Origin of the sequence: Synechococcus sp. A10-1-5-1, from assembly GCF_023115425.1 — a bacterium.
Taxonomy (GTDB): Bacteria; Cyanobacteriota; Cyanobacteriia; order PCC-6307; family Cyanobiaceae; genus Vulcanococcus.
The window spans coordinates 2,094,346-2,119,413 of record NZ_CP096032.1 but is presented as its reverse complement, the minus strand read 5'-3'; the positions used below and the strand labels follow the sequence as shown (position 1 = coordinate 2,119,413).

Here is a 25,068-nt window from a genome sequence, read left to right as displayed (position 1 = left end):
GCCAAGCCCCAGCAGCACAACCGCGAAGGCCAACCAACGACTCGACCCGAAAAACCGCAAACCCCGCCACTCTCATCTCCGGTCTCATTGGACCCAGACCGAGGAACAGGGGCGTTCTTCCAGCCAAATCTCTCCGGTTTTCAGCCCTGAGCCAGCAAGCGCTGTCTCAGGTGCAGGCCGGCGACCCCAGGGTGGAGGGCAGCACTCAATCCAAGGCCTCGTACGGATCTTCCACCGCCACGGCTCGCACCCAATACGGACAGCTCACCTGCACTTCGGCTTCTTTCAAGCTCATCGTCATCCGCCAACAGCGGCAGACCCCCATGCCGCCAGCGATGATGAAGTTCTTACAGGCTGCGCAACAGGGATAAGCGGTCACAGCAACAGCGGTAACTCCATTCGTCCTAGCCCTGGTCACCCCTTTTCTTCCAGGTATAAATGCCACACTTTTCGCGAATTAGGCACAACAACCTGCGGCTGAATACCTAGAACAGGAGCATCACAATCCAACACATTGCCGCAGCAAAGGCGATGAGAAGGTCTCTCTAAAACCCTTCGCAGCGCAACGTATTAGAGCCTGCAGGTCGCTTTTAATAAATGCGCCACCATCGGCGGATCGGCCTGTAGCGCGTAGGCCTCAAACTCACGCTGCCGACTCTCGAAGGGGAGCTGGGCCGTTGAGGCCACCACATGGTCCAAGTTGCCCTGCTTGCGCAGGTGGTGCAGAAAAAAGCCATTGACCTGCTCGCCACTCAGCTGCCCACTGGAGCGCAGCCCCTCCGCCAAGGTCAGCGAGGTCGGGGTCTCCAGCCCATCGAGGCAGTCCTGCACCACATGCACTAATTCGTGCTGAATCACCTTGGCCCGTTTCAGTGGGTCACGGTCGAGGGAGTGGGACAGGCAGAGAACGTTGGCTCCCATGTTGTAAGTCGCGAGCTGACGCGGCCCACCGCACTCAGCCCGGCGAATCACGACCACCCCAAGTGCAACGACGGCCTCCAGCGCCGCATCCCCCTGATCAGTGGCCCGCACAGGCAGAGACGGCAGCACGGAGGCGGCCGCCAAGCCCAGACCAAGAAGACCAGAGCGGAAGGAAACCAAAAGGCGCCTTAAGCAAGTCTCAAGATTGTCTCACGCGAGACCGACTTGCGGCGAGCCCGGCGCCGACCGTCAGTAGCAGTGGCCATTCCCCCCAGCGGCCATAGGGAGTCTGGTTTGACCTGACCTGAAACCGCACCAACAGCATCCCTGCATGCATTGGCGGCAGGGCCTGTCCTAGGGCTCCATCAGGCCGCACCACCAGGCTCGGCCCCGTGTTGGCGGAACTCACGAGCCAGCGACTGGCCTCGATGGCCCGCAATTGCGATAGGGCCTGAAACTGCTGCTGCAACAGCAGGGGATAGGGGTCGAGATTGGCGCTGGCCAAGATCCAGCCAGCCCCAGCCCGACTGGCACCGATCAAGCCCGCACCATCAGCAATCTCGTAGCAAATGGCGACAGCCACATCACCCTGAGGGCGCTGCAGCAGGCGCGAGGCCGGCCCCGGCTCCACCCCACCGACCGCCGACAACCCAGCCCAACGCCACAGGGCACCGCCGGGAACCCATTCCCCAAGCGGAACCAAGCGATGCTTGTCGATGGCTCCCTCGGCTTCCTGCGCCTGAGGGGGAAAGAGCAGAACACTGCTGCGCAGCTCGATCTCCTCCTGGCGGAAGCCGCCGCTCAGCACCTCCACAGCCCCTGGAGCAGGAAGGCCTTGCCCCAAGGCCAAAGCCCCCTCCGGCAGCACCAAAAGGTCGGCGCCCTGGGCTTCCGCTTCCGCCTGGGCCTCCCGCAGCCGCCGCTCCAGGGCTCGCTGCTGAGTCCAACTGAACTTCTCCCGGGTGGGGATATCGGGCTGAAGCACCAACGCCGACAGCCACGGGGCCTCAGGGTCTGGAAGGGAGCTGCGCTGCAGCAACTGCCAGCCCAGGCCATGCAGCAGGGCGACCGCCAACAGCCAGGTCAACCCGCCGCGCCAGAGACCGCGGCGCCCATCCCACCAAGCCAGCAATAAGCGCCAAAGCCCCCAGGCGAGAAGCAACTGCAACGCCGCCAATCCCCCGGCCCCAACCCACTGGGCCAAGCCCGCCAGGGCGCGATCACCAGGCAGGACCACCGACCCCAGCCCCAGCCAAAACAGGGGTCCTTTGGCCATCCAGACCTCGCCCAACCCCCACAGAGCCGAGGCCAGGAGGGCCACTGACCAACGGCCGGGCCCCAACCGTCCCACCAGGGCTCGCCAGAGCGCCACCAGCCCCGCACCAAGCAAACCCAGAAGCAGCCAGAGCAGGACACAGAGCGGCAGGCTCAAGGGCAGGGGCACCCCGACCCAATCCAGCGGGTGCAGCCAAAGCAGCCAGCGATGGCTCAGCAATACAGCGGTTCCGGCCCAGAGGGCCGCCGGCCCGGGACCAAAACCCCACTGCGGCAGCAGGGCAATCCAAAGCAGAGGAGGACAACCCAGTGGCGGCAGAGCCACACCTGCGAGCAGGCCGCCCAGCAGGGCACCAATCCAGACCAGTCGCCGGTTCTCTGCCATGGCCACTGACCCTAAAGAGCGTCATGGTGCAATCAGCGCACCCCTGCGGGTTCATGGATCCCAGCCGAACCCTTCAGCAACTGCTCTTCCGAGGCCTTGGCACCACCTCCCTTGTGGCCGAGCGCCTGCGGGGCGTCACCCAGGCCTGGGTCAGCAGTGGGCGACTCGATCCAAACCAGGCCAGCGCCTTGGTCGATGACGTTCTCGCCAGCCTGCGCGGGGAGAACCCCGAGCTGGAAAAACAGACCGAACGCCAGGTGGAGCGAAACCTCGATCACCTGTTGCAGGACCTGGGCCTCGCCCGGCAACGGGAAGTGGATGAACTGCGGGGGCGCATCGATCGGCTGGAACAACAGCTTCGGCAGAAGCAATCCCAACTGGAGATCCCGGACTGAGGAGCGACTAGGCGAGAATCGCCAACTGATGCCTCTTTGATCCAGCCATGCGGGACATCCTGATCAGCTCAGCCGTCTGCGTGGGCTGCCTCTTGCTGGCACTGGTCAGCCAGATCGTGGCGCCCTCCACCGTCAACGCAGCCCCCAGCCAGCCAGCCATGCAACAGGCGGTGGCGAGCGCCCCAGCCCCAGCCAGCTTCAGCGGCCAGATCGAGCTCGATCCCGAGGACCCCAACCCCAGCCTCTTCACCATGGCCAGCGACGTCATCGCCGACAGTGGGGCGTCTGCCCTCGGAGGAGAAATGGTTGCGGCCAAAGAACGGATGACCCCCAGCGGTCTGCGCATCACCGACCTGGTCATCGGTGACGGCCCTGAGGCCACCTCAGGTCAGCTCGTGGTGGTGAACTACCGCGGCACCCTCGAGAGCGGCAAGGAGTTCGACAGCAGCTACGGCCGCGGCCCCTTCAGCTTCCCCCTGGGCGCCGGTCGCGTCATCAAGGGCTGGGATGAAGGCGTCGCCGGAATGCAGGTGGGCGGCAAGCGCAAGCTCGTCATCCCCCCCGATCTGGCCTATGGCGAGCGGGGTGCCGGTGGCGTGATCCCCCCAAACGCCACCTTGATCTTTGAGGTGGAACTGCTCGAGATCAAGGGCTGATCGCGCTTGCGGGAACCACGCCAGCAGTGCGGTTCCCGCGACTTACGAAACTTCAAACGATCGTTAGGATGCCGCCGCCGTCCGGCATTTGGCCGGGCATCCAACAGCACGATCCCTCGTTTCATGGCTCATACGCTGCCCGCGCTGCCCTACGGCCTCGACGCCCTCGAGCCCCATATCTCCCGCCAAACCCTTGAGTTCCACCACGGCAAGCACCACAACGCTTACGTGACCAACCTCAACAACCTGGTGGCTGGGACCGATCTGGAGAGCAAGAGCCTCGAGGACACCATCGTCGCCGTGGCCGGCGACGCCAGCAAGGCCGGTGTGTTCAACAACGCTGCCCAGGTCTGGAACCACAGCTTCTACTGGCAGTGCATCAAGCCCAATGGCGGTGGCACCCCCAGCGGCGCTCTGCTGGACAAGATCAATGCTGACTTCGGCAGCTTTGAGAAGTTCGTCGAAGCCTTCAAGGCTGCCGGCGCCACCCAGTTCGGTAGCGGCTGGGCCTGGCTCGTCCTCGACAACGGCACCCTGAAAGTCACCAAGACCGGCAATGCCGATCTGCCCCTGGCCCATGGCCAGAAGGCCCTCTTGACCATGGATGTCTGGGAGCACGCCTACTACCTGGACTACCAGAACCGCCGCCCCGACTACATCAGCACCTACCTCGACAAGCTGGTGAACTGGGACTTTGTGGCCGCCAACCTGGCCGCCGCCTGATCGCAGCGATGCATCGCCAGCCCCCGCTCAGGCGGGGGCTTTTTTTATGGCCGGGCGCTCTCCAGGACTGCCTCCGGAGCAATCCACATCGCGTCGCCATAGGAGAAGAAGCGATAGCCCTCGGCCTTGGCCTCCTCGTAGAGGGCCAGCAACCGCAGCCGTCCCACCAGGGCACTAACCAGCAGCAGCAGCGAACTTTTCGGCAGGTGGAAATTGGTGAGCAGCCCCTGAACCACCGCGAAGCGATAGCCGGGCTGAATCACCAGGTTCACCGGTCCAGCGTGGGGCTGCAGCTGACCCGCATGGAGCTGGGCCACCGCCTCCAGGCTGCGAACCGAGGTGGTTCCAACCGCAATCACCCGTCCGCCGCGGGCACGGCACTGGGCCACCGCCTCCACACAAGCCTCCGACACCTCCACCCACTCGCTGTGGAGCTCCAGCTGGGTCAAGTCTTCCGTCTCCACCGGACGGAACGTGCCCAGGCCCACGTGCAAGGTCACGGTCGTGCGCTGCACCCCCCGCGCCTCCAGGGCTTCGAGCAGTTCATCACTCAGGTGCAAGCCCGCCGTGGGGGCCGCCACTGCTCCAGGCCGGGAGGCAAAGCGGGTCTGGTAGCGGCTGTCGTCGTCGCTGGAGTGCTGGTGGATGTAGGGCGGCAGGGGAATTTCGCCATAGCGCGCCAGCAGCGCCTCAATCGCTTCAGGGGTGGTGCACTCCGCCGGGAAGCGCACCACCCGGCCTCCGGTCTCGGGATCGACCGCCACGATCGCCAGAGGCACTGGCTCTTGACCGGGGTGCTCCATCTGCAGGATCTCCCCCGGCTTGAGCCGTTTGGCCGGCTTGGCCAGGCAGAGCCAATCGCTGCCCCCCACGGGCTCGAGCACCAGCAACTCCACCGCCCCGCCCGTGGGCCGGCGGGCTTGGAGGCGTGCCTTCAGGACCCGCGTGTTGTTAACCACCAGCAGATCACCGGGCTTCAGCAGCTGCTGGAGATCCCAGACCGTCTGATGGCTGCAGCCCTCTGCGCTTTCGAGCGCCAGCAAACGCGCCGCATGGCGGGGCTCCACGGGGCGCTGGGCGATGAACGTCTCCGGTAGGTCGAAGACGTAACTCGAGAGCAGCTGATCGTCGCTGATCAGAAGGCCAGGCTCTCGGGGTTGGTCTCGATCAGCTGAGCCAGATCCTTCAGGAAGGCAGCCGCATCGGCGCCGTAGATCACGCGGTGATCGCAGGTGAGGTTCACCTGCATCTGATTGGCCACCCGGATCGAGCCGTCCTTACCGCCGACCACCGTGGGGCGAGAGGCAGCCACCGCCAGGATTGCACCAGTGCCTGGGGGCAGGATTGCGTCGAAGCGATCCACACCGAACATCCCCAGGTTCGAGAGGGTGAAGGTGCCGGTGCTGTACTCCTCAGGCTGCAGCTGCTTGCTACGGGCCCGGCTCACCAGGTCCGCCCAGTTGCGGGCCAGGGAGTGGATATCGGTCTTGTCGGCGTTGGCCAGCACTGGCGTGATCAAGCCACCGTCTTCCATCGCGACAGCCACGGCGACATTCACCGAAGCCGGGTAGACCATGGCGGTGCCATCGGCGCTAGTGGCGGCATTGACCTGGGGGTGACGGGCCAGCACCACGCCCACGGCCTTGGCCAACAGGGCGGTCATGGTCACGCCCTTGCTCTTGACCTGCTTGTAGAAGGCGTCCAGCTTGGTGGTGGTGATGGTGTAGCCGACGCGGAAGGTCGGCACCGCCAGGCTGGCCACCATGTTGCGGTTGACCGCGCCCTGGAGCGTGTTGAAGGCCACGCTCTCGCCGGGGCGGCCGAAGGTGTTACCCGCAGGGGCGGCGGCGGGAGCAGTGGCGCCATTGCTGCTGCCGCTCGCGGCAGGTGCTGAACCCTCGGCCACGCGGGGGACCGCCACGGTCAGCCCCAGGGCCCGCTCGACGTCCTCGGCCTGGATGCGGCCGTGGGGGCCGCTGCCGCGCAGGGTCTCCAGGGCCACGCCGTGTTGGCTGGCCAGTTTCTTGGCCCGAGGGCTCGCCACCACGCGGCCATTGCTCACGGGAGCTGGGGCCGGTGCAGCGGCAACGGGGGCTGGGGCCGCAGGAACCGCTACGGGGGCCGCAGCAGGGGCGGGGGCAGCGGCTGCGGCGGGGGCGGCAGCGGCGGCAGCGGCGGCAGGGGCACTGGGGGCCTTGGCCTGAGCCTCGGCGATTTCAGCCTCGGTTTCCACCACCAGACCGATGGTTTCACCAACGGGTGCGGTGCTGCCTGCGGGCATCAACACCGCAGCCAAGTAGCCCTCGTTGAAGGACTCCACGTCCATGTCGGCCTTATCAGACTCGACAACCAGGACGGACTCACCGCGGCCGACCTTGTCACCTGGCTTCTTGAGCCATTCCACGATCTTGCCCTCCGTCATGGTGGAGGAGAGGGCGGGCATGAAGATTTCGTGGGTGGCCAACGGAGGTCTGCCGCTCAATTGAGGGGGATTTTACGCGGCTCAGCGGCAGCGACTTCCGGGGGCGCCTCAGAGGGCTCCTTCGATCGACTCGATCACCCCATCGCGCACGACCACAGCCACCTGGAGCTTCTCCACCAGGTTGTCGCCCACCTTCACGTCCGTGAAACTGTCGAGCTGGCCCTGCTCGACGATCTGCTCCATCTCCAGATCGCGAACTTGACGCTGCTGCTCCAGCAGCTGACGCTTCTGCTCTTCCAGCTCGGCGCGCTTGGCCGCGACCTGCTCCTGCACAGAACCCACCTGCTCCTGAACCCGGGGATCGAGGGGGTTAGCGCTCTGGCTGCGGATCGCCTCCACCAGCTGCTGCCCTTCTTGCTCAAGCTGCCCCAGCTGGGCGTCGCTGTTGGCGATGGCTGCGCTGATCTCCCGCTCGGCGTCCTCCTTCCAGCGGGGGGTGACCACCGCGCGGACAGTGATGGAGCGCTTAACGGAGAGGGAACCCTCGGCCATGGGAGATGAATCGTGGCGCCCAGCCTGTCAGGAGCAGCCAAGACCGACAACGGTTGGGGCGGGCGGGTTCCCGGCCCCGCCCTCAGCGCTATCGGCCATAGATCGCCTCAATCGCCCGGGCGTCGCGATCGGCGATGCGGTCGCGCTTCTGCTTGAGGGTTTGGGTCAGAAGGCCGTTGTCAATGCTGAAGGGCTCCACCAGGGCGACCCCCGCCAACCGTTCATCCGGGCGGGCTCCAACCCGAGCCTGCAGGCGGCGATTCAGCCGGCTGGTCAAGGCCTTCAGCAGGGCGGGGTCCGTTGCAGGCAATCCCTGCTCACTGGCGAAGGCCTCCAGGGTTTCCGGCTTCGGCACCACCAAGGCCCCCAGGGCCTTGCGGTCCTGGCCCACCAGCATCACCTGCTCCACCAGGGAACAGGCCACCAGGCACTCCTCCAGGGGACCCGGCTCGATGTTCTCGCCACTGCTGAGCACGATCGTGTCCTTGGCGCGGCCGGTTAGTACCAGCGTGCCGTCGGCCAGGAGATGGCCCAGGTCACCGGTGTCAAACCACCCCGCGGCATCAAGCACCTTCGCGGTGGCCTCCGGCTTACCCAGGTAGCCCCCCATGACCTGGGTGCCCTTGGCCAGCACCTTGCCCCGCTCACCAATCGCCAGAACCGCCCCGGTTTCAGGATCAGTGATCTTGATGGCGGTGCCAGGCAACGGCTGCCCGGAGCTGCCGCGGCGGTTATTCCAGCGACGACGGCAGGTCAGCACTGGGCTGGTTTCGGTCAGCCCGTAGCCCACCAGCAGCTCAATCCCGATGGCTTCAAAGAAACCATCGACATGGATGGCCAAGGCACCACCGCCACTAATGGCCGTCCGCAGGCGACCCCCGATCAGCTGGCTGCGGACCTTCGGCCAGAACAGCTTCTCGGCCACCCCATGCAGGGGCCAACTCAGCAGGGCCCCGGCGGCGGCGGCCACCCGGCGGCGCTTGCCCTCAGGCACCAGGGTGCGATCGGCCGCCACACGCCTGGAGAGGCAGTGGAATCGGCTGACGCTCAGGGCCGAGCGCAGCAACTTGGCGCGGCTTGCCGGCATTGCCGCGAGCGCATCTTCGAAGCCACTGAGCAGAGCTTCCCAAAGCCGGGGAACACTGATGAGGTAGTGGGGCCGGACCCGCTGAAGGTCCGGGCGTAGTTGCTTCAGGGTGGTGTAGGTCTGCTGGCAGCCGCAGGCGAGCAGGAAGTACTCCGCGCTGCGCTCATAGGCGTGCCAGATCGGCAGAACGCTCAACACCCGATCACCGGGGCGCGGCGCCACCGCCACCCCGAGGGTGCGGAGCTGTTGCAGCAAATTGGCGTGACTGAGGGGAACGCCCTTGGGACGGCCCGTCGTGCCTGAGGTGTAGAGCACGGTGGCCAGGCGCTCTTCGCCGCCTTCGGGCCAGGCCGGAGCGGGGCTTGCGCCCCCCTTGGCCATCAGTTCGTCCCAGGTGAAGCAGGGAATCACCGGCACCACCGAGCCGCGCTCTCCCTGCAGGAGGACCACAAAGCGCAGTTGCCCGAGGAGCTCGCTGCTGAGTTGCAGGCGCTGCAGCAGATCCGCGGACTCCAGCACCAGGGCCACCGCACCGCAGTCGGCGGCGATGTAGCGCAGCTCATCCACCGGTGCGCCGCTACCGCGGACCGCATCCGCGGCCCCAAGACGCATCAGGCCCTGGTCCGCCACCAGCCAGCGGGGGCTGTTTTCCGAGAACAAACCCACGACCTCGCCAGGCCGGACGCCAAGGGCAGCGAAGCCGGCGGCGGCCTGTTCGATCTGTTGATGCAAGCGGCGGAAGCTCAGCTGCTCCGGCGGCTTGGCGTGGGGGGCCTCCAGGGCCGGGGCTTCGCCATGGAGCTCAGCCAGCTGACCCCAGAGCTGGTCGAGGCCGCGGAGCGCACTCCAGTCGTGCCTCTCGGCCAAGGCGCGCTGATCGTGGCGGCTGCCAGTCCAGCTGATCTCGGCGAGGGGCATGGGGGACACCAGTCAGTTGGCCCCGGTCTTACCACCCCTGGAGCTGCTCCTGCAGGGTTGGAGGGCGCAACTGCAAACCAAAGCGACGCGAAAAGCTCTCCAGGAGCCGCGACCGCAGGACAGCCGCCGAGAGCTCGGGGCGCCAATCCACCAGCCGACCCACCTCCTTGTTAGCGATCCCGCAGGGCACCACCTCGGCAAAACCCGAGAGATCCGCCTCGACATTCAGGGCCAGGCCGTGCTGACTGATCCAACGGCGGGCACCCACGCCAATGGCGGCCACCTTGCGGCCCTCCAGCCAGACCCCCGTCAGCCCATCCATGCGGCCGCCCCTCAGGCCGAGCTCCGCCAACAGGTCGATCACCACCCCCTCCAGCTCCCGCAGGTAGAGGTGCAGATCAGCGCCATGCCGCTGCAGGTTGAGCACCGGATAGAGCACCAACTGCCCCGGACAGTGGTGGGTCACCTCACCGCCCCGATCAATCCGAAATAGCGGTGCGGGGGGATCCTCTGGATCAAAGCCCAGGAAGGCCGGGTCCGCACCGCGACCCAGGGTGTAACAGGGCTCGTGCTCCAGCAGCAGCACCGCCTCAGGCCCATCGGGGTTCTCCAGTAGGCGCCGTTGCAACTGCTGCTGCCAAGTCCAGCCCAGTGCGAACGGGACGCAGCCAGGGGGCTCGAAACAGATTGCGTCGTGAGCGGGCGAGGCCGTGGTTGAAATCACTGACCGTTCCTAGCGTTTAAACGGGTCCATCGCCCAGGAGGCAAGGGATGAAGCTCGTGATTCACGGCCGCAATCTGGAGATCACTCCAGCCATCCGCGAGTACACAGAAGAAAAACTCAAGCGCGCGACCAGTCATTTCGACGGGATGGTGAAAGAGGCGGACGTGCATCTCTCCGTGGCCCGCAATCCCCGGGTTCCGCAACAAACCGCAGAGGTCACGGTCTTTGCCAACGGCACCGTGATCCGCGCCCAAGAACGCAGCGAAAACCTCTACGCCAGCATCGATCTGGTGGCCGGGAAATTGACCCGGCAGCTGCGTCGCTACAAAGACCGCCACGGCGACCACCACCACAGCCATGGCCACCACGCCAGCGAGACCCCCAGCGTGGTGGAGATGGCCGGCGATGACAGTGTCAGCGGCTCGCTGCTGGAAGGCAAAGAAGCCGGTCTCCCAAGCCGGGGGGTCCGCCGCAAGTACTTCCCGATGCCAGCGATGAGCCTCGAGGATGCCCTGCACCAACTGGAATTAATCGACCACGACTTCTATTTGTTCCGCGATGCCAGCAGTGGCGAGCTGCAGGTGGTCTACCGGCGCAACCACGGGGGCTTCGGCGTGATTCAGGCCAAGGCCTGATCGCAGACACTGGAGACCAACACCCGGCGCCAGCTGACCGTGCGCGACCTGCCCGATCTCGCTCCCCTGATCGATCACGCCCTGTTGGATCCCCATCAGGGCCGCGAGTCGATCCTGCGCTGCTGCGATGAGGCCAAGCACTTCGGCTTTGCCGGGGTCTGCCTGGCCTCCCGCTGGTTGGATCTGGCCCGCGAACGGCTGGGCCCCAGCGGCGGACGGGGCCCCAAGTTGATCAGCGTGATTGGCTTCCCCTTCGGCGCAATCCCAACGGAGATCAAGCGCCAGGAAGCGGAATGGGCGGCTGCAGCGGGTGCAGATGAACTCGACGTGGTGCCGGACTTCGGTGCCCTGGCCGATGGCAACAGCAGCCTGTTTTGCGATGACCTCGCCCCCATCGCGGAATTGGGCTTGCCCTTCAAGGTGATCCTGGAGGTGGGACGCCTCTCCCCAGAGGTCCTGGAGTGGGCGGTCGAAGCCAGCATCGACGTTGGCACGAACATGCTCAAAACCGGCAGCGGCTTTGGCCCTGGAGCCAGCGTTGAGCAGGTCAAACAGCTCCAGCATTTGGCCCGAGGCAGAGCCGCGATCAAGGCCTCCGGCGGAATCAACGGACTCGAGCAGGCCTATGCACTGGTGGAAGCCGGGGCCAGTCGACTGGGCACCAGCCGTGGCGTGGCCTTGATGGAGGCCCTGCGGGCGAAGGCAGCGTGAGCCCAGAGCAGCGGCTTGAGGGCTTGGTCCTGCGCAGCAGCCCCCTGGGGGAAAGCGACCGGCTGATCACACTCTTGAGCAACGAAGAGGGCCTGGTCCGGCTTGCGGCCCCCGGTGCCCGCAAGCCCAAGAGTTCCCTCGCTGCCGCCGTGCCCCTGGCAGTCCTGAGCCTGCAGGTGGGGGGACGCAGCGGCCTCAAGCGCGTGCGCCAATTGCGGGTCCTGCGCAACTTCTCCAACCTGGCGGAGCGGCTGGAGACCTTGGCCGCCGCCCAAGGCTTGGCGGAGGTGGCTCTCCTCCTGGTCCCCAGCGGCGATGCGATCGATGGGGTGCTGGAGGACCTGCTGGTGCAACTCGCCCGCCTGGAGTTGGTGGTGAAGGAGAAACAAGACAGCCTCGAGGCCTTGGCCATCAGCGTCCAAGGGCTAACCCACCTGCTGGCCCTGGGGGGCTATGCCCTTCCCCTGGCGGAGTGTTGCCGTAGCGGGGCCCCCCTGGATCCACCCCTGGGGAACTGGGAGTGGCGCTGCAGCCTGCTGCCCAGTGAGGGCTTTGTCCTTGGCGCCGTCCCTGGCGCCCAGATGGTGCTGAATGCCTCCGAGCTAGCTCTCTTGCAACGGCTGCTCCGGCCCGCCTTGCCCCGTAGGCGCGATGGAAAGCTGATGGGACCGGAATGGGTCTGGCTGCGGCTGCTGCAACTGCTGGAGCTCTGGTGCCGAGAACACCTCAGCCGCAGCGCCCGGTCCTGGCGAATGCTGAGACAGTGCTTCAGCGATGGGGCATCATCGTTAGCCGACAGGTCCTGAAGAACGTGAGCGAAGACCCGCGGTCTCCAGGAGAAAACACGGGACTCCAAGGGGTTTTAGCCCTGCCCGAATTCCGCAAGCTCTGGCTTGGGCAGATCTTCAGCCAGCTCGCGGACAAGTTCTACATCGTGTTGATGGTGTTCCTCATCGCCCAGTACTGGGCCGGGGCAACACCGCCAGAGGGCGGGGCACTGGTGGAAGCCGCAGGGGCCTTCAACCTCAGCATCGAGGGCCGGGCCCAGTGGATCACCCTGCTGGCCACAGGGATCTACGTCGCCAACACCATCCCGGCGATGGTGCTTGGTTTGGTGGCGGGGGTCTGGGCCGATCGCTGGCGCAAACGCGAAGTGATGGTCGCCAGCAATGGCATCCGCGCCGGCCTCGCCCTGCTGACTCCCTTCTGCCTGCTGGATGGTCCCCACTGGCTGGGACTGAGCTGGGGCTATTGGGCGCTGCTGGTCATCACCTTTTTGGAGTCGGTGCTGACCCAATTCTTTGCACCGGCGGAACAGGCCGCAATCCCGATGCTGGTGCCAACGCGCCAGCTCCTGGCCGCCAACTCGCTCTACCAAGCGACCAGCATGGCGGCCACGATCGTCGGCTTTGCCCTCGGTGATCCGATCCTGCGGGCCCTGAAATACGGCCTGGGCGCCCTGGGCATCGCCAACGGCGAGTTCGCCCTCTTACCCCTCTGCTACGGCCTGGCCGCCCTCTCGATCGCCTGGATCCGCGTCGAGGAAACCCCGCGGCGTAGCCACGACGAGAACATCTGGCGAGAGATCTCCGATGGCCTGGAGGTACTCAAGCAGCGTCCCAGCGTGCGCAGCGCCATGCTCCAGCTGGTGCTGCTCTACAGCCTGCTGGCGGCGCTCTACGTCCTGGCCATCAGCCTGGCCTCGGCCATCCGTCAGTTGGGGCCCACCCAATTCGGCACCCTGCTGGCCATGAGCGGCATCGGCTTGGCCCTAGGGGCCGTTGCGGTGGCGCAGGTCGGGCATCGCTTCAATCGCCGCCGTCTGGCCTCCGCCGGCCTGGGCACGATCGCCTGGAGCCTGGTGCTGCTCGGTCAGCTCCGCGGCAACCTGGGCTTCACCCTGACCCTCTGCACGGTGCTCGGCGTGGGGGCCGCCCTGCTGGCCATCCCCGCCCAAACCACCATCCAAGAGGACACCCCGGAATCCATGCGGGGCAAAGTCTTTGGCCTCCAGAACAACCTGATCAACATCGCCTTGAGCCTGCCTCTGGTGCTGGCTGGAGCGATCGTCAGCCGCTATGGATTGCTGCCGGTGCTCTGGGCCTTGGCGGGCCTGGCCGTGGCCGCTGCGCTGCTCGAGCAGCCATGGAAACGCTGCTAGTTTCGGCTCTTGGTCGAGTAGCCGCTGCGTGGCCCATATCGCCTGGCTGGGCAAAAAGTCACCCTTCTGCGGCAACGTCACCTACGGCCTGACCACCACCGAGGCCCTACGGGATCGGGGCCACGAGATCAGCTTTATTCACTTCGACAGCTCAGGAACGGCCAGCCCTGACGTGGCCCTGCCCTACCTGGTCAAGTCGCAGGTCTACACCATTCCTTCGCCGGGGGCGCAGCGGGAACTGCGGGAGTCCCTTGAGCGGCTCAGGCCGGATCTGGTGCACGCCAGCTTGACCCTCTCTCCCCTGGATTTCAGGCTGCCGGACCTCTGCCAACAGCTCGGGCTGCCGCTGGTGGCAACCTTCCACCCACCCTTTGACGCGAGCCTGCGCAACCTGAGCGCCGGCACCCAGCAGCTCACCTATCAGCTCTACGCCCCGTCCCTCGCCAAGTACGACCGGGTGGTGGTCTTCTCGGAGCTGCAGGCCGATGTGTTGATGAGGCTGGGGGTCCCCAGTGATCGCCTGGCGGTGATCCCCAACGGGGTCGATCCCCAGCGCTGGAGCCCCAGCAACCCTGCAGCCCCCTCGGAAACCCTCGAGGAGCTGCGCCAGCGGTTCGCCAGTCAACGGGTCTTCCTCTACATGGGGCGGATCGCCACGGAGAAAAACGTCGAAGCTCTACTGCGGGCCTGGAAATTGGTCCAGCCCAGGGGCTGCAGGCTCGTGGTGGTGGGCGATGGCCCGATGCGCCAATCCCTGATGCAGAACTACGGCGAGGACGCCGGGATCCTCTGGTGGGGCCATGAACCGGACCAGAAGGTCCGCTTGGCACTGCTGCAGCTGGCGGAGGTCTTCCTCTTGCCCTCCCTGGTGGAGGGTCTCTCCTTGGCCCTGTTGGAGGCCATGGCCAGTGGCACCGCCTGCGTCGCCACCGATGCGGGGGCCGATGGGGAGGTGCTCGAGGGCGGCGCCGGCATTGTGATCAGCACCCAGGGGGTAACGACGCAGCTGCGGACCCTCCTGCCAGTGCTGCGGGACCAGCCGGTCCTCACCGCAGAACTGGGAAGGCGCGCCCGCCAGCGGGCCCTTGAGCGCTACACCCTCACCCAAAACATCGACCAATTGGAGCGGCTCTACGGCGAGCTCAGTCCCACCGGTTCAGTCCTGGCCTAGCCCAGCTCGGCGCAGCAGCCTGCGAAGGCCGCCGAGGGGTCCTCGGCCTTGGTGATCGGCCGGCCGATGACGAGCTGAGAGGCGCCTGCAGCGATGGCCTCTGCAGGGCCGAGCACCCGGGCTTGATCCCCCACGGCACTGCCCTTGGGGCGAATCCCTGGGGTGACCAAGGCAAACGGTTCCGGGTGTTGGGCCCGCAGGCTGGAGGCCTCCAGCGGCGAGCAGACACAACCACCAATGCCGGCGCTTGCCGCCAGCTGCGCCAGGGACGGCACCCGCTCGGCGATGGTCTGATCAATGGCCAATTCCCGCTGCAGCCGCTGCTCCTCCCAACTGGTCAGCACCGTGACCGCCAGCAGGGTGGGGGAGGCCAAACCCGACGCTTGCGCGCCCTCGCTGGCCGCGGCTTGCGCCGCCTGCAGGGCTTCACGACCGGCGCAGGCATGCACCGTGATCAGCTCCGCGCCCAGGGCAGCGGCCCGCCGGCAGGCGCCGGCCATGGTGGCGGGGATGTCGTGGAACTTCAGGTCGAGGAAAACCCGCAGGCCCTGATCCCGCAGTTGGGCCACCACCTCAGGTCCCGCCTGGACAAAGAGCTCCAGGCCCACCTTCACCCAGCGCAAGCCCTGCACCCCTCGGCTGAAGGCCAGGGCCTGATCCGGGGCCATCCCGTCGAGGGCAACGATGATCCGCTCGGCAGCAGGCCTGGTCACGGGAGATCTGCTCTCGATGGAGATCTCAGGCTACGAAGTGTCCTGGCGCGTTCCAGGCAGGAGACCCAGCATGGGGGCACTGGCTTGCCTCGCCCATGGGTCCAAGGGTCCTGCATCCCGAGCAGCTCCAGGGCTACCGGCTGGGCAGCGATGACCATTGCCGCCTCGCCCTGCTCAGCAAGCCGGAAGCGGGTGGCTGCACGCAGTTCCTGGAGGTGCATGACCCCTGCGACCGGGTCCCGGCCCACAGCCATCACCAGGCGGCGGAGCTGTTCTTTGTCCTGCGGGGGAACGTGGTGTTTCACTTGGGGGACTCCTCCATCACCGCCAGCGGTGGGGACTTTGTCAGCGTCCCCGGCGACGCCGTTCACGACCTGGAGAATCCGGGACCGGGGCGGGTGTATCTGATCACGGTTCTCAGCCGGGATGGTGGTTTCGCAGAACTGCTCGAGCACGGCATTCCCACACCGCTGGACGCGGAGGATCTAGAGGTCCTGCGGAACCTCTAGGTCACAAAACCCAACCAAACGCAGCCAAGGGCGGCCGGGCTGCACAGGGTGTGAGGAGCGCGGTCTAACCCGCCACCAGCCGCCGGAAGGTCTTTTTGCCCAGCTGCAGCACCTTGCCCTCGAGCTCGGCTGCAGCGGCAAATTCCTGGTTGGGATCCGCCAATTTCTTGCCGTCGAGCTTGACCCCACCGCCCTGGATTTGGCGGCGCGCTTCGCTGCTGCTGGCGCAGATGCCAACGGCGCTGAGCAGGTAGAAGGCCTTCGCCGGGAAGTTCACCTCGGCGAGTGAGGCCTCGGGGACCTCGGCATCGGCCGCACCGCTGCCCTTGGCACCACCCACCAACTTGCCCGCATCAGCCTGGGCCTGCTGGGCCGCAGCCTCACCGTGACGCTGGCGGGTCACCTCCAGGGCCATCGCCTTCTGACGCTCCCGCGGGTTCTCGGGCAGGGCCGCCAGATCCAGGTTGGTGAGCAGGGTGAGGTACTCCTCCACCGCCGCATCGGGAACCTTCTCGAGCTTGGAATACATCGAGAGCGGATCCTCCGCCAGGCCAACGGTGTTCCCGAGGCTCTTGCTCATCTTCTGGACGCCATCGAGGCCCGCCAGGATCGGCAGGAGCATCCCGAACTGGGTGCGTTGGCCGAAATGGCGCTGCAGGTCGCGGCCCATGGCCACGTTGAACTTCTGATCTGTGCCCCCCAGTTCCAGATCGGCCTGAACCGCCACGGAGTCGTAGCCCTGCAGGAGCGGATAGAGGAATTCATGCAGGGAGATCGGGGTGCCGGAGCCGTAGCGATTGGCGAAGTCTTCCTTGGCGAGCATCTGGCCAACGGTGGAGATCCCCAGCAGCTCGATCACCTTGGGCAGATCGAGGGAGGCGAGCCATTCGCTGTTGCGGCGCACCTCCAGGCGACCCGGGGTCTCGAAATCCAGCAGGGCGCGGGCGGGATCCTGGCCCTGACCCAGCTGTTGGAGATAGGTGCGGGCGTTGGCCTCGACCTGCTCGGCCGTCAACTGGACGCGCGTGGCACTTTTGCCCGTGGGATCACCGATGCGGGCGGTGAAGTCTCCAATAATCAGGACCGCCGTGTGGCCCGCATCCTGGAAGGCCCGCAACTTGCGGAACAGGATCGAGTGACCGAGGTGGATATCACTTCCAGTCGGGTCAATGCCGAGCTTGATCCGTAGGGGCCGCCCCTGCTTCTCGGCTTCGGCGAGGCGAGCCGCCAGTTGCTGGTCGGCATCGCTGGCTTCCGTACCAATGGGGAACAGGTCGGCGACACCACGCTCCAACCACTGGGGCAGTCCCCACTCGCCCTTGGCCATGTCCGCCCTGCTGTCTGGGGTCGGATCGTACGCAGACGGGGCTCAGGCTTCGGCTTCCAGCTCCCCCTTCATCCGATCCAGGGTGCGCTGCATCTGCTCGAACATCTGATCGGGGGTCATCCCGAATTGGCTCAGCTGGGTGCGCAGCTGCTCCACCGTGAGCTTGGCCTGGAAGTCATCGGAGAGCTCAAAGCGCTTCATGAACACGCGGTAGCGGTCCATCAGCTCCTCCATCCGATCGATGAACAGCTTTTTGCCTTCGCGATCGAACTTGCCGTACTCCCCGCCCAGCTGCATCAGTTGCTGGTAGTCGCCGAACAGGCGCTTGGCTTCTTCCTGAACGATCTCGGATTCAAAGAACGCCATCACGCTGGGCCGGGTGGGCTCAACGATTGTGCTGAGCGCAGCCCGCCCTGACGAGTGCGGATAGGCGTAATGGGCTGCCAAGTCCGCCGCCCATGCACACAGTGAACAGTGCGCCCTCCTTCGCGATGGACTACACCCCCTCCCTTGAGGCCGTGCGGGGCAACCTGGCCGCTAGCAACGCACTGCTCAGCCAATCCCGTGTCGTGGTCTGCAGCGGGTCCCGACTCGCCCTAACCCTGTTGATTGCGGCCCTGCAACCGGGTCCCCAGATCGTCGGGGCCGTGACCACCCAAAGCGAAGGGCTGGAGAAGCTGGCAGAGGAGCAGGCGGATCTGCTGATTTGCACCGACCGGCTCGAGCAGGGCAACGGCGGCAGCCTGGTGGCCCAGGCCAAAGCCCTGCCGCAGCCGCCCGCAACCTTGATGGTGGTGACTCAGCCCCGGCGACTGATGGCCATTCACCAGGCCCTCCAGGCGAACTGCGATGGGCTCTGCCTCGAGAGCAACCTGGGCTCCGGCAGCTTCCTGGCGGCCATTCGTTCGATGCAGACCGGAGGGCTTTACCTCGACCGCAACCTGAGCAAGAGCTATTTCGAAGCCTTTGCTGATGGACCAGGCAATCCTCTGGCTCAGCTGACCCCAAGGGAAGTGGACATCCTGCAACTCATGGCCGATGGAACCGAGAACCAGGGCATCGGCCAACGCCTGCACCTCTCCGTCGAGACGGTGAAAGACCACATCCGGCACATCTTCCAAAAACTGAATGCCAAGAGCCGTATCCAGGCCGCAGTGCAGGGAATTCGACTGGGCTTGGTCGAGTGGCCAGACCCTCGTTAAGGTCGGGCGGTTCCGCCGCACCCGACACCGCCATGGGCCGAGGCCACTGGTTGGATCCTCTGGCCCGGAGCCTGCTGGAAGCGGCCGGACAACTGCCCCGGCGCGAGAAACCGGCCAGCACCGCAGCGCCGGAACCACTCCCCCTGGAGGATCGCGTTGAGCAAGACCTGCTCGCCCTGAAACTCGAGCACAACCCCAACCTGCGGCTGGCTAACGCCCAGGAGGTCCAGCACGCCGCCGCCCTGGGGTGGCGCTTGGATGTGAATCGCGCCAGTGCAAGCGACTGGTTGCGCCTACCCCAGATCCAGCGGGATCAGGTCGACCTGTTGCTGCGGCTGCAGCAGGGGGGCGTGCAACTCAGCGGCCCGGAGGATCTGCAGCGCCTGCTGGATCTCCCCGCCGCCGTGGTCGCGATTTGGGAGCCCCTGCTGCAATTCCGCTGGTATGGCGATGGGGCACCAACCACCCTGAGGCCCCTGCTGATCGACCTGAACCGCGCTCCGGCCCAGGCCCTGGAGCGGCAACTGCCCCAACTGGGGCCCGAGCGGCGTCAACGGCTGCTGCGGGAGCGCCAACGCGCCCCCTTCCAGGACCTGGCGGATCTGCAACAACGCTTGCAACTACCCGCCGCCGTGGTGGAGGAGCTGATCGGCAAGGTCCGCTTTGGCCAAGGCAGCGCTGGCCCAGAACTCCCCCGCTCGGCCTAGGGCATGGGACGGCAAGGCGAACTCTTTGGTGCTTCCCCTGCCAGCGTCGGCAGCAGCGGCGGGGCCCTCCCCCTGCAGGAGCACCAGCTGATCGCTTGGCAGCAGCGCCTGTTGGAGTACCAACGCCCCCGCTTTGAGGCGGTGGCCAGCGGCCGTCAGCTCGCCCCAGGCCAGATGGATCTCTTTGGCGGCAGCAGCATTGGCGCCGCCGCGGTGCAACGACTCGACCCGCTGCAATTGGCCCCACAACACCTGCAATTCTGGCGCTGGCCCGAACGCCAACTCGATGGAGCAGCCCTCTATTTCGTCGTGGACCGGCCGCCCCATCTCGAGGGAGCCCTACTGCTCTACGTCGGGGAGACCAAGCAAGCCGATCGACGCTGGAAAGGTGAGCACGACTGCAAGGGCTACCTGGCGGCCTACGGCGAGGCCCTGCAGCAGGCCAACCTGCAAAGCCAACCCAGCATCCGTTTTTGGTACGACGCCCCCAGCGAGCGAAGGGCACGTCAAGCACTCGAGCAAGCCCTGATTCGCCACTGGCTGCCTCCCTTCAACAAAGAAACCCGCGGCCGGTGGGCGACCCCCTTCACAGCTGAGCCAGGCTGATCGAACTACCATCGCGCCCATTGAGCTTGAGATGGCCATGGAGATCCGCTGCAGCAGCGCCACCGCCCGCGATTGGACGGGGGAGGCCCTGGTGGTGGGTCTGTTCAGCGATGCTCCTGGAGACAGCAGCCGGGACCTGCTGAAAGCTCGCTTTGGCGACGTCCTGCTGGAGCGCATGGAGCGTCGCCGCTTCAAGGCCAAACCCGGCGAAAGCCTGGTGCTTGAGCTGCTCAATCAACAGCCCAGCACCCTGGTGCTCGTGGGCCTGGGTTTTGCGGCGGAGTTCAACCTGGAGCAGCTGCGCAAAGCAGCCGCCCTCGGCGCCAAAGCGGCCCATGGCAGCGGAGCAAGCAGCGTGGGTCTGGCCCTCCCGCTCGAGGGGTTGCCCCCGGTTGCGGCCGCCTCAGCCATGGCCGAAGCGGTCCGGCTCATCCTCTTCCAAGACCAGCGTTTCAAAGGCGAAGCAGAACCCACCCAACAACCCACCCAGGTGGAGCTGCTCGGCCTGCCTGCCGACCAGCTGAGCCCCTGCCAAGGCGCTGCCACGAGCAGCCAGGCCATCTGCAGCGGCGTCGAACTGGCCCGTGAACTGGTGGCCGCCCCGCCGAACGTGGTGACCCCGGCGGCCCTGGCGGAGACCGCCGCCGGCATCGCCCGCGACTTTGGTCTGCAGCTCAAGGTGCTCGAGCGGGCGGACTGCGAAGCCCTGGGGATGGGCTCCTATCTGTCCGTGGCCCAGGGGTCAGATCTTCCCCCGAAGTTCATTCACCTGACCTATGTCCCCCAAGGGGAGGTCAAGCGGCGACTGGTGCTGGTGGGCAAGGGCCTGACCTTTGACTCCGGCGGGTACAACCTCAAAACCGCCGGCTCCCAGATCGAGATGATGAAGTTCGACATGGGGGGCAGCGGCGCGGTGCTCGGCGCCATGCGGGCGATCGCTGAACTGAAACCCGCCGGCATCGAGGTCCACATGCTGGTGGCCGCCTGCGAAAACATGATCAGCGGCGGGGCGATCCACCCTGGAGCGATCGTCACCGCGTCCAACGGCAAAACGATCGAGATCAACAACACCGACGCCGAAGGGCGGCTGACCCTGGCCGATGCCCTGGTGTACGCCTGCAAGTTGGAGCCCGACGCGGTAGTGGATCTGGCCACCTTGACCGGGGCCTGTGTGATCGCTCTGGGTGATGAAATCGCCGGCCTCTGGTCCCCCAGCGACAGCCTGGCCCAGGCCCTGGTTCAGGCCGGAGAGGAGGGCGGAGAAAACCTTTGGCGGATGCCCCTGCGCGCCTCCTACCGCGCTGGCCTCAAGAGCGGCCTGGCCGACATGAAAAACACCGGGCCCCGTCCTGGCGGCTCCATCACGGCGGCCCTATTCCTGCAGGACTTCGTCAACAAGGAGATTCCCTGGGCCCACATGGACATCGCTGGGACCGTTTGGAGCGATAAGGGCCGCGGCCTGGATCCCGCTGGTGCAACCGGCTTTGGCGTTCGCACCCTGGTCAACTGGGTCCTAGCCGGGGGCGCCGCCTAGGCTGCTGCCCTGCGAGCGACCTAACCTGCAGCATGGCAGTGCCCAAACTTCGGTGGTACGTCAAAGCACAGCTGAGCGTCCTGCTGCTGCCGGCGGGCCTCTGCTTGTTCGGTGAAGCGGTGCAGCGACGCACGCTCCAAGCCCTGGGACAGCCCCACGGGCCCTGGTTCTGGTACGGCACACTCAGCCTGGTGGCCATCGTGGCCGCCGTGGGGCTGATGGTGGAAAGCGGCCTGCTGCGGGGCTACCCAGGACAGAACCAACCGCGCAGTTAGGCGGCCGTCGCCACCGAAGCGCTGGCATCGCCACGGAGGGACGCGGGCTCCTCCAGGGCGTGGATTTGCCAACGGGCCCGATCACCAAAGAGCTTCAACAGGCGATCGAGATCGTCCGAAGCCTGCTTCGGAGTGGCATAGGGGCCGATATGACGTGTCACGAGACCATCGCGAATCGTCAGCAGATACATACAAAACCTGCATTCGAGACTGATCCAGAGTAATTCCAGTCGCCAAGAGGAAAAAGTCGCAAAAGCCGTATCAGCACTCGCAAAAACCGAATTTCCCTCGATCGGCTCTTTAGCTTTTCCTCAGCATTGAGCCCTGCCTCGGTCAGCGCCTAACCACCCAGGGAGCATCGCTGCGGGCCTGTGATCCCCAAACCTGATCCAAGCGCCTGTCGCGGCCGCAGGCCCAGCGGTAATAGTTGTATTTGACCGTGTTGTTCACTGCATAGTTCTGGTGATAACCCTCAGCGGGCCAGAAGCGCTTCAGGGGTTTGATCTGCACCTTGATCGCTGAAGCGGGCTTGCCCAGTTCGTTGGCTGCGGACTGGAGGCTGGCTTTCGCCTCGCTGAGTTGCTGGTCCCCCTCGGTAAAGATCACAGGCTTATAGGAACCGCCTCGATCGCAGAACTGACCGCCGCCATCCAGGGGGTCAATGTTGCGCCAGTAGGCCCGAAGCAGGGTGGGATAAGCAATGACCTGTGGATCAAAACGGACGCGCACCACCTCCTGGTGACCGGTTCCACCGGAACTGACCTGCCCGTAGCTGGGGTTCTCAAGCTGACCGCCGCTATAGCCGCTCTCGGCATCGATCACCCCCGGCAGGTCCTCCAGATCGTGCTCGAGGCACCAGAAGCAGCCGCCGGCCAAGACCGCCTCTTCCGTAGCCGCCAAGGCTGATGCACAGGGGCCAAACAGCAGCAGGCTGACGGCCAAACAGGCGGACAACAGGCGCTGAATCATGACTCGCGTCCCCCGGGAAGAGCATCCAGGATCGCCGCGGCCGCCCGGCGTGTGACACCGGGTTCTCCCAGGAGCGCGCGCATGCGGCCATAGCCCTCAGCGACCCGTTCGCGGGCGGCGGGGTCCTCCAGTAAGGGAAGGGCCGCCTCCACCACCGACTCTGGGGTCAGCTCGTCCTGAAGCAACTCCGGCACGAGGCGCTCGCCCACCACCAGGTTGACCGGCGAGATGTGATCCACCTTGAAGCGCAGGATCTGCTTGGCCACCCAGGCCGTGGGCCGGCTCACGCGATAAACCACCACCTGGGGCACGCCCCGCAAGGCCAACTCCAGGTTGACCGTGCCGGATTTGTTCAGGGCTAGATCCGCCGCAGCACAGAGTGCGGGACGCAGGGCATCGGCTTCAGCCGCCGGAATCACGCGAGCCTTGACCCCAGCTTGCTCGAGCGTGTCCCGCAGAACAGGCTCGAAACTCGCCTGGCCGGCAGGAACCACCACCTGCAGTCCCGGACAGCGACGCTGCAACTCAGCTGCCGCTTGGGCCAAGTTCGGCAGCAGATAGCGCAATTCCTGCTGACGCGAGGCGGGGAACAGCAGGAGCAGGCGCTGACCCGGCTGCAGCCCCAACTGAGCGCGGGCCTCATCGCGGCTGGGCAGGTGGGTCAAGGTATCGATCAGGGGGTGCCCCACCCAGGTGACATCAGCGCCACGGGAGGCATAGAAGCGCGCCTCCTCCGGAAAGATCGCCAGGATCCGGTCGGTGAAGCCGATCAACCGAGTGGTGCCCCCTTCTCCAACGCGAAAGGCCCACTCCTGGGGGGCGATGTAATACAGGATCGGCGTGCCGGGCAGACGACGCTTGACCTTCAGGCCCAGGTTGACGTTGGCCCCCATGTAATCGATGAGCACCAGGCCATCGGGGGGGGACTGCCGCAACCACTGATCAACCCTGCGCTGGATCTGCAGGGTTGGCCAGACCAAGGGCAGGGCCTCCCAGAGACCAATGGCTCCCATCGCCATGGTGTTCGCCAGGAGTGTGGCTCCAGCCCGGCGCATCCGTTCACCGCCGAGGGCGACGACCTCCAGCTCCAGACCACGGGAATCCGCTTCCTCCCTCAGGGCCTTGACCAGCAGGCCACCCTGCAAATCACCGGACACTTCCCCGGTGCTGATCAGCAGTCGCCTCATGAACGCCCGGCGGGCAGGGGGCCTCGGCGACCGGGGCCAATCGAGGCCTCCAGGAAGCTCACCAGGGTTTCAGCAGGGGGCAACAGGGTCTGCTCACGCACCCCCTTGATGGCCTCAGCCAGCACCACATCGCCGCGGTAGAGCTGAGCCCAAACCTGCTGGAGTTGCTTGGCTTGAGCGCCGCCATCGAGTTCGGTCAGGCCACTGCGCTTCAAACCAATCCGGTTCAAGCCCCGCAGCCGACCGGGGTGACCCTCGACGATGGCGTAGGGCGGAACATCGCGATCAATGCGGCTCATGCCCCCCACCATCGCCATCGTGCCGATGTGGACGAATTGGTGAATGCCCAGCACGCCACCGATCACGGCACGGTCACCGATCACCACATGCCCAGCCACAGCGACACCGTTGGCAATCACGATCCGACTGCCCAGATCGCAGTTATGGCCAAGGTGGCTGTAGGCCATCAGCAAATTGCTGTTGCCGATGCGGGTCTGCTCTCCCTCATGGGTGGCGCGGTTGATGGTCACGCATTCGCGGATGGCGTTGTCATCACCAATCACCACCTCGGTGGGCGCACCGTTGTACTTGAGGTCCTGAGGTTCAGCGCCAATGGATGCCCCTGGGAAGATGCGGTTGGCTTTGCCGATGCTGACGCGACCATCGAGCACCACGTGCGGACCGATCCGCGTGCCTGAGCCGATCGACACCTCGGGGCCCACCACCGCATAGGGGCCAATCTCGACGCCCACATCGATTTGGGCCTTGGCATCCACCACGGCGGTGGGATGGATTCGGGTGCTGTCCCCGTTCATAACGGCCTGAGTCATGGGGGGAATTCAGTCGACCAAGGAGAACATCAATTCACCGGAGCAGACCAACTGTCCGTCGACCGTGGCCTCCGCCTTGACCTTCCCGAACCGTTGTCGCTTGAGCGAGATCAGTTCGCAAGTCATCACCAGCTGATCACCGGGAACCACTGGGCGCCGGAAACGCACACCATCGATCCCAGCGAAGACAAACAACCCCTTGGGCAGGTCCGGCATTTGGGTGACGATCAAGCCACCCACCTGAGCCATGGCCTCAACGATCAAGACCCCGGGCATCAACGGGCGACCGGGGAAATGCCCCTGGAATTGCGGCTCGTTGAAGGTGATGTTCTTGATCGCCACCGCCCGCTTACCAGGCTCGTGCTCAATCACCCGATCCACCAGGGCGAAGGGATAGCGATGGGGCAGCAGCCCCTGGATCTGCTCGCTGGTCAGAACAGGGGCGGATGGGGTGACGGGTGAAGACAAGAGAC

The 25,068-nt window shown here is 65.7% G+C and carries 29 protein-coding genes; 14 read left to right on the top strand and 15 right to left on the bottom strand.

From position 1 onward, the window contains the following. Positions 1 to 570: 570 nt before the first annotated feature. Complete coding sequence (locus MY494_RS11355; RefSeq protein ID WP_247910344.1) at positions 571 to 1,065, bottom strand: hypothetical protein; 495 nt, start codon at positions 1,063 to 1,065, stop codon at positions 571 to 573. Between the two features lie 55 nt (positions 1,066 to 1,120). After that, the gene (locus MY494_RS11350; RefSeq protein ID WP_247910343.1) at positions 1,121 to 2,581 is read right to left on the bottom strand and encodes an apolipoprotein N-acyltransferase; all 1,461 of its coding nucleotides are present in this window, start codon (positions 2,579 to 2,581) and stop codon (positions 1,121 to 1,123) included. 53 nt (positions 2,582 to 2,634) lie between these two features. On the opposite strand from MY494_RS11350, the gene MY494_RS11345 reads away from it, so the two are divergent. From MY494_RS11345 to MY494_RS11335, 3 genes are all read left to right on the top strand, one after another. Beyond that, positions 2,635 to 2,976 (top strand): phasin family protein, encoded by a 342-nt coding sequence (locus MY494_RS11345; protein WP_247910342.1) that lies wholly within the window; start codon positions 2,635 to 2,637, stop codon positions 2,974 to 2,976. Between the two features lie 47 nt (positions 2,977 to 3,023). After that, positions 3,024 to 3,632 (top strand): FKBP-type peptidyl-prolyl cis-trans isomerase, encoded by a 609-nt coding sequence (locus tag MY494_RS11340; protein ID WP_247910341.1) that lies wholly within the window; start codon positions 3,024 to 3,026, stop codon positions 3,630 to 3,632. A gap of 123 nt (positions 3,633 to 3,755) precedes the next feature. Next, positions 3,756 to 4,355 (top strand): superoxide dismutase, encoded by a 600-nt coding sequence (locus MY494_RS11335; protein WP_247910340.1) that lies wholly within the window; start codon positions 3,756 to 3,758, stop codon positions 4,353 to 4,355. 44 nt (positions 4,356 to 4,399) lie between these two features. On the opposite strand, the gene queA is transcribed toward MY494_RS11335, so the two are convergent. From queA to lipB, 5 genes are all read right to left on the bottom strand, one after another. Then, a complete protein-coding gene (gene queA, locus MY494_RS11330) occupies positions 4,400 to 5,494 on the bottom strand; it encodes a tRNA preQ1(34) S-adenosylmethionine ribosyltransferase-isomerase QueA (protein ID WP_247912042.1) in 1,095 nt (364 codons plus the stop codon). Further along, on the bottom strand, positions 5,491 to 6,819 hold the full coding sequence (locus MY494_RS11325) for a dihydrolipoamide acetyltransferase family protein (RefSeq protein WP_247910339.1): 1,329 nt from the start codon (positions 6,817 to 6,819) through the stop codon (positions 5,491 to 5,493). Before MY494_RS11325 ends, queA begins: the two co-directional genes overlap by 4 nt. 66 nt (positions 6,820 to 6,885) lie before the next feature. Then, positions 6,886 to 7,329 (bottom strand): YlqD family protein, encoded by a 444-nt coding sequence (locus tag MY494_RS11320; RefSeq protein ID WP_247910338.1) that lies wholly within the window; start codon positions 7,327 to 7,329, stop codon positions 6,886 to 6,888. An 88-nt stretch (positions 7,330 to 7,417) separates the two neighbouring features. Beyond that, the gene (locus MY494_RS11315; RefSeq protein ID WP_247910337.1) at positions 7,418 to 9,334 is read right to left on the bottom strand and encodes an AMP-binding protein; all 1,917 of its coding nucleotides are present in this window, start codon (positions 9,332 to 9,334) and stop codon (positions 7,418 to 7,420) included. Positions 9,335 to 9,362: 28 nt separating this feature from the next. After that, a complete protein-coding gene (gene lipB / locus MY494_RS11310; RefSeq protein ID WP_371820603.1) occupies positions 9,363 to 10,058 on the bottom strand; it encodes a lipoyl(octanoyl) transferase LipB in 696 nt (231 codons plus the stop codon). 47 nt (positions 10,059 to 10,105) lie between these two features. On the opposite strand from lipB, the gene hpf reads away from it, so the two are divergent. The 5 genes from hpf to MY494_RS11285 are packed head-to-tail and all read left to right on the top strand — an operon-like array spanning position 10,106 to position 14,736. Then, entirely contained in the window at positions 10,106 to 10,693 is a 588-nt protein-coding gene (gene hpf / locus MY494_RS11305; RefSeq protein WP_247910336.1) for a ribosome hibernation-promoting factor, HPF/YfiA family, read from the top strand. 39 nt (positions 10,694 to 10,732) lie between these two features. After that, complete coding sequence (gene deoC, locus MY494_RS11300) at positions 10,733 to 11,404, top strand: deoxyribose-phosphate aldolase (RefSeq protein ID WP_247910335.1); 672 nt, start codon at positions 10,733 to 10,735, stop codon at positions 11,402 to 11,404. Continuing rightward, positions 11,401 to 12,210, top strand: a complete 810-nt coding sequence (recO, locus tag MY494_RS11295; RefSeq protein ID WP_247910334.1) for a DNA repair protein RecO — start codon at positions 11,401 to 11,403, stop codon at positions 12,208 to 12,210. Before deoC ends, recO begins: the two co-directional genes overlap by 4 nt. A 5-nt stretch (positions 12,211 to 12,215) precedes the next feature. Continuing rightward, complete coding sequence (locus MY494_RS11290; RefSeq protein ID WP_247912040.1) at positions 12,216 to 13,565, top strand: MFS transporter; 1,350 nt, start codon at positions 12,216 to 12,218, stop codon at positions 13,563 to 13,565. A 28-nt stretch (positions 13,566 to 13,593) separates the two neighbouring features. After that, positions 13,594 to 14,736 carry a glycosyltransferase family 4 protein gene (locus tag MY494_RS11285; protein ID WP_247910333.1) on the top strand — a complete coding sequence of 381 codons (1,143 nt, stop codon included), beginning with the start codon at positions 13,594 to 13,596 and terminating at the stop codon, positions 14,734 to 14,736. On the opposite strand, the gene pyrF is transcribed toward MY494_RS11285, so the two are convergent. After that, on the bottom strand, positions 14,733 to 15,404 hold the full coding sequence (gene pyrF, locus MY494_RS11280) for an orotidine-5'-phosphate decarboxylase (protein ID WP_247912039.1): 672 nt from the start codon (positions 15,402 to 15,404) through the stop codon (positions 14,733 to 14,735). The two genes, MY494_RS11285 and pyrF, sit on opposite strands and share 4 nt — an antisense overlap. A gap of 140 nt (positions 15,405 to 15,544) precedes the next feature. Here pyrF and MY494_RS11275 point away from each other — a divergent pair, with 140 nt between their 5' ends. Further along, positions 15,545 to 15,958, top strand: coding sequence for a cupin domain-containing protein (locus MY494_RS11275; RefSeq protein WP_247910332.1), 414 nt, complete (start codon positions 15,545 to 15,547; stop codon positions 15,956 to 15,958). Between the two features lie 64 nt (positions 15,959 to 16,022). Here MY494_RS11275 and tyrS read toward each other — a convergent pair whose 3' ends face one another. Both tyrS and MY494_RS11265 read right to left on the bottom strand, forming a co-directional pair. Continuing rightward, positions 16,023 to 17,285, bottom strand: a complete 1,263-nt coding sequence (gene tyrS, locus MY494_RS11270) for a tyrosine--tRNA ligase (RefSeq protein WP_247910331.1) — start codon at positions 17,283 to 17,285, stop codon at positions 16,023 to 16,025. A gap of 42 nt (positions 17,286 to 17,327) precedes the next feature. Continuing rightward, positions 17,328 to 17,651, bottom strand: coding sequence for a DUF1825 family protein (locus tag MY494_RS11265; protein ID WP_247910330.1), 324 nt, complete (start codon positions 17,649 to 17,651; stop codon positions 17,328 to 17,330). A gap of 92 nt (positions 17,652 to 17,743) precedes the next feature. Between MY494_RS11265 and MY494_RS11260 the strand changes: the two genes are divergently transcribed. The 5 genes from MY494_RS11260 to MY494_RS11240 are packed head-to-tail and all read left to right on the top strand — an operon-like array spanning position 17,744 to position 21,609. After that, a complete protein-coding gene (locus MY494_RS11260) occupies positions 17,744 to 18,487 on the top strand; it encodes a response regulator transcription factor (RefSeq protein ID WP_247910329.1) in 744 nt (247 codons plus the stop codon). 32 nt (positions 18,488 to 18,519) lie between these two features. Continuing rightward, positions 18,520 to 19,194 carry a type II secretion system protein GspK gene (locus MY494_RS11255; RefSeq protein ID WP_247912038.1) on the top strand — a complete coding sequence of 225 codons (675 nt, stop codon included), beginning with the start codon at positions 18,520 to 18,522 and terminating at the stop codon, positions 19,192 to 19,194. A gap of 3 nt (positions 19,195 to 19,197) precedes the next feature. Next, positions 19,198 to 19,800, top strand: a complete 603-nt coding sequence (locus MY494_RS11250; RefSeq protein ID WP_247910328.1) for a GIY-YIG nuclease family protein — start codon at positions 19,198 to 19,200, stop codon at positions 19,798 to 19,800. A gap of 37 nt (positions 19,801 to 19,837) precedes the next feature. After that, a complete protein-coding gene (locus tag MY494_RS11245) occupies positions 19,838 to 21,334 on the top strand; it encodes a leucyl aminopeptidase (RefSeq protein ID WP_247912037.1) in 1,497 nt (498 codons plus the stop codon). Positions 21,335 to 21,366: 32 nt separating this feature from the next. Beyond that, positions 21,367 to 21,609, top strand: a complete 243-nt coding sequence (locus MY494_RS11240) for a hypothetical protein (protein WP_247910327.1) — start codon at positions 21,367 to 21,369, stop codon at positions 21,607 to 21,609. On the opposite strand, the gene MY494_RS11235 is transcribed toward MY494_RS11240, so the two are convergent. The 5 genes from MY494_RS11235 to fabZ form a co-directional block, all read right to left on the bottom strand. Next, positions 21,606 to 21,800, bottom strand: a complete 195-nt coding sequence (locus MY494_RS11235; RefSeq protein WP_247910326.1) for a hypothetical protein — start codon at positions 21,798 to 21,800, stop codon at positions 21,606 to 21,608. The two genes, MY494_RS11240 and MY494_RS11235, sit on opposite strands and share 4 nt — an antisense overlap. A 142-nt stretch (positions 21,801 to 21,942) precedes the next feature. Next, entirely contained in the window at positions 21,943 to 22,578 is a 636-nt protein-coding gene (gene msrA / locus MY494_RS11230; RefSeq protein WP_247910325.1) for a peptide-methionine (S)-S-oxide reductase MsrA, read from the bottom strand. Beyond that, positions 22,575 to 23,765, bottom strand: coding sequence for a lipid-A-disaccharide synthase (gene lpxB, locus MY494_RS11225; protein WP_247910324.1), 1,191 nt, complete (start codon positions 23,763 to 23,765; stop codon positions 22,575 to 22,577). The genes msrA and lpxB overlap by 4 nt, the downstream gene beginning before the upstream one ends. After that, a complete protein-coding gene (lpxA, locus tag MY494_RS11220) occupies positions 23,762 to 24,595 on the bottom strand; it encodes an acyl-ACP--UDP-N-acetylglucosamine O-acyltransferase (RefSeq protein ID WP_247910323.1) in 834 nt (277 codons plus the stop codon). Before lpxA ends, lpxB begins: the two co-directional genes overlap by 4 nt. A 9-nt stretch (positions 24,596 to 24,604) precedes the next feature. Further along, positions 24,605 to 25,063 carry a 3-hydroxyacyl-ACP dehydratase FabZ gene (gene fabZ / locus MY494_RS11215; protein WP_247910322.1) on the bottom strand — a complete coding sequence of 153 codons (459 nt, stop codon included), beginning with the start codon at positions 25,061 to 25,063 and terminating at the stop codon, positions 24,605 to 24,607. Between the last annotated feature and the right edge of the window lie 5 nt (positions 25,064 to 25,068).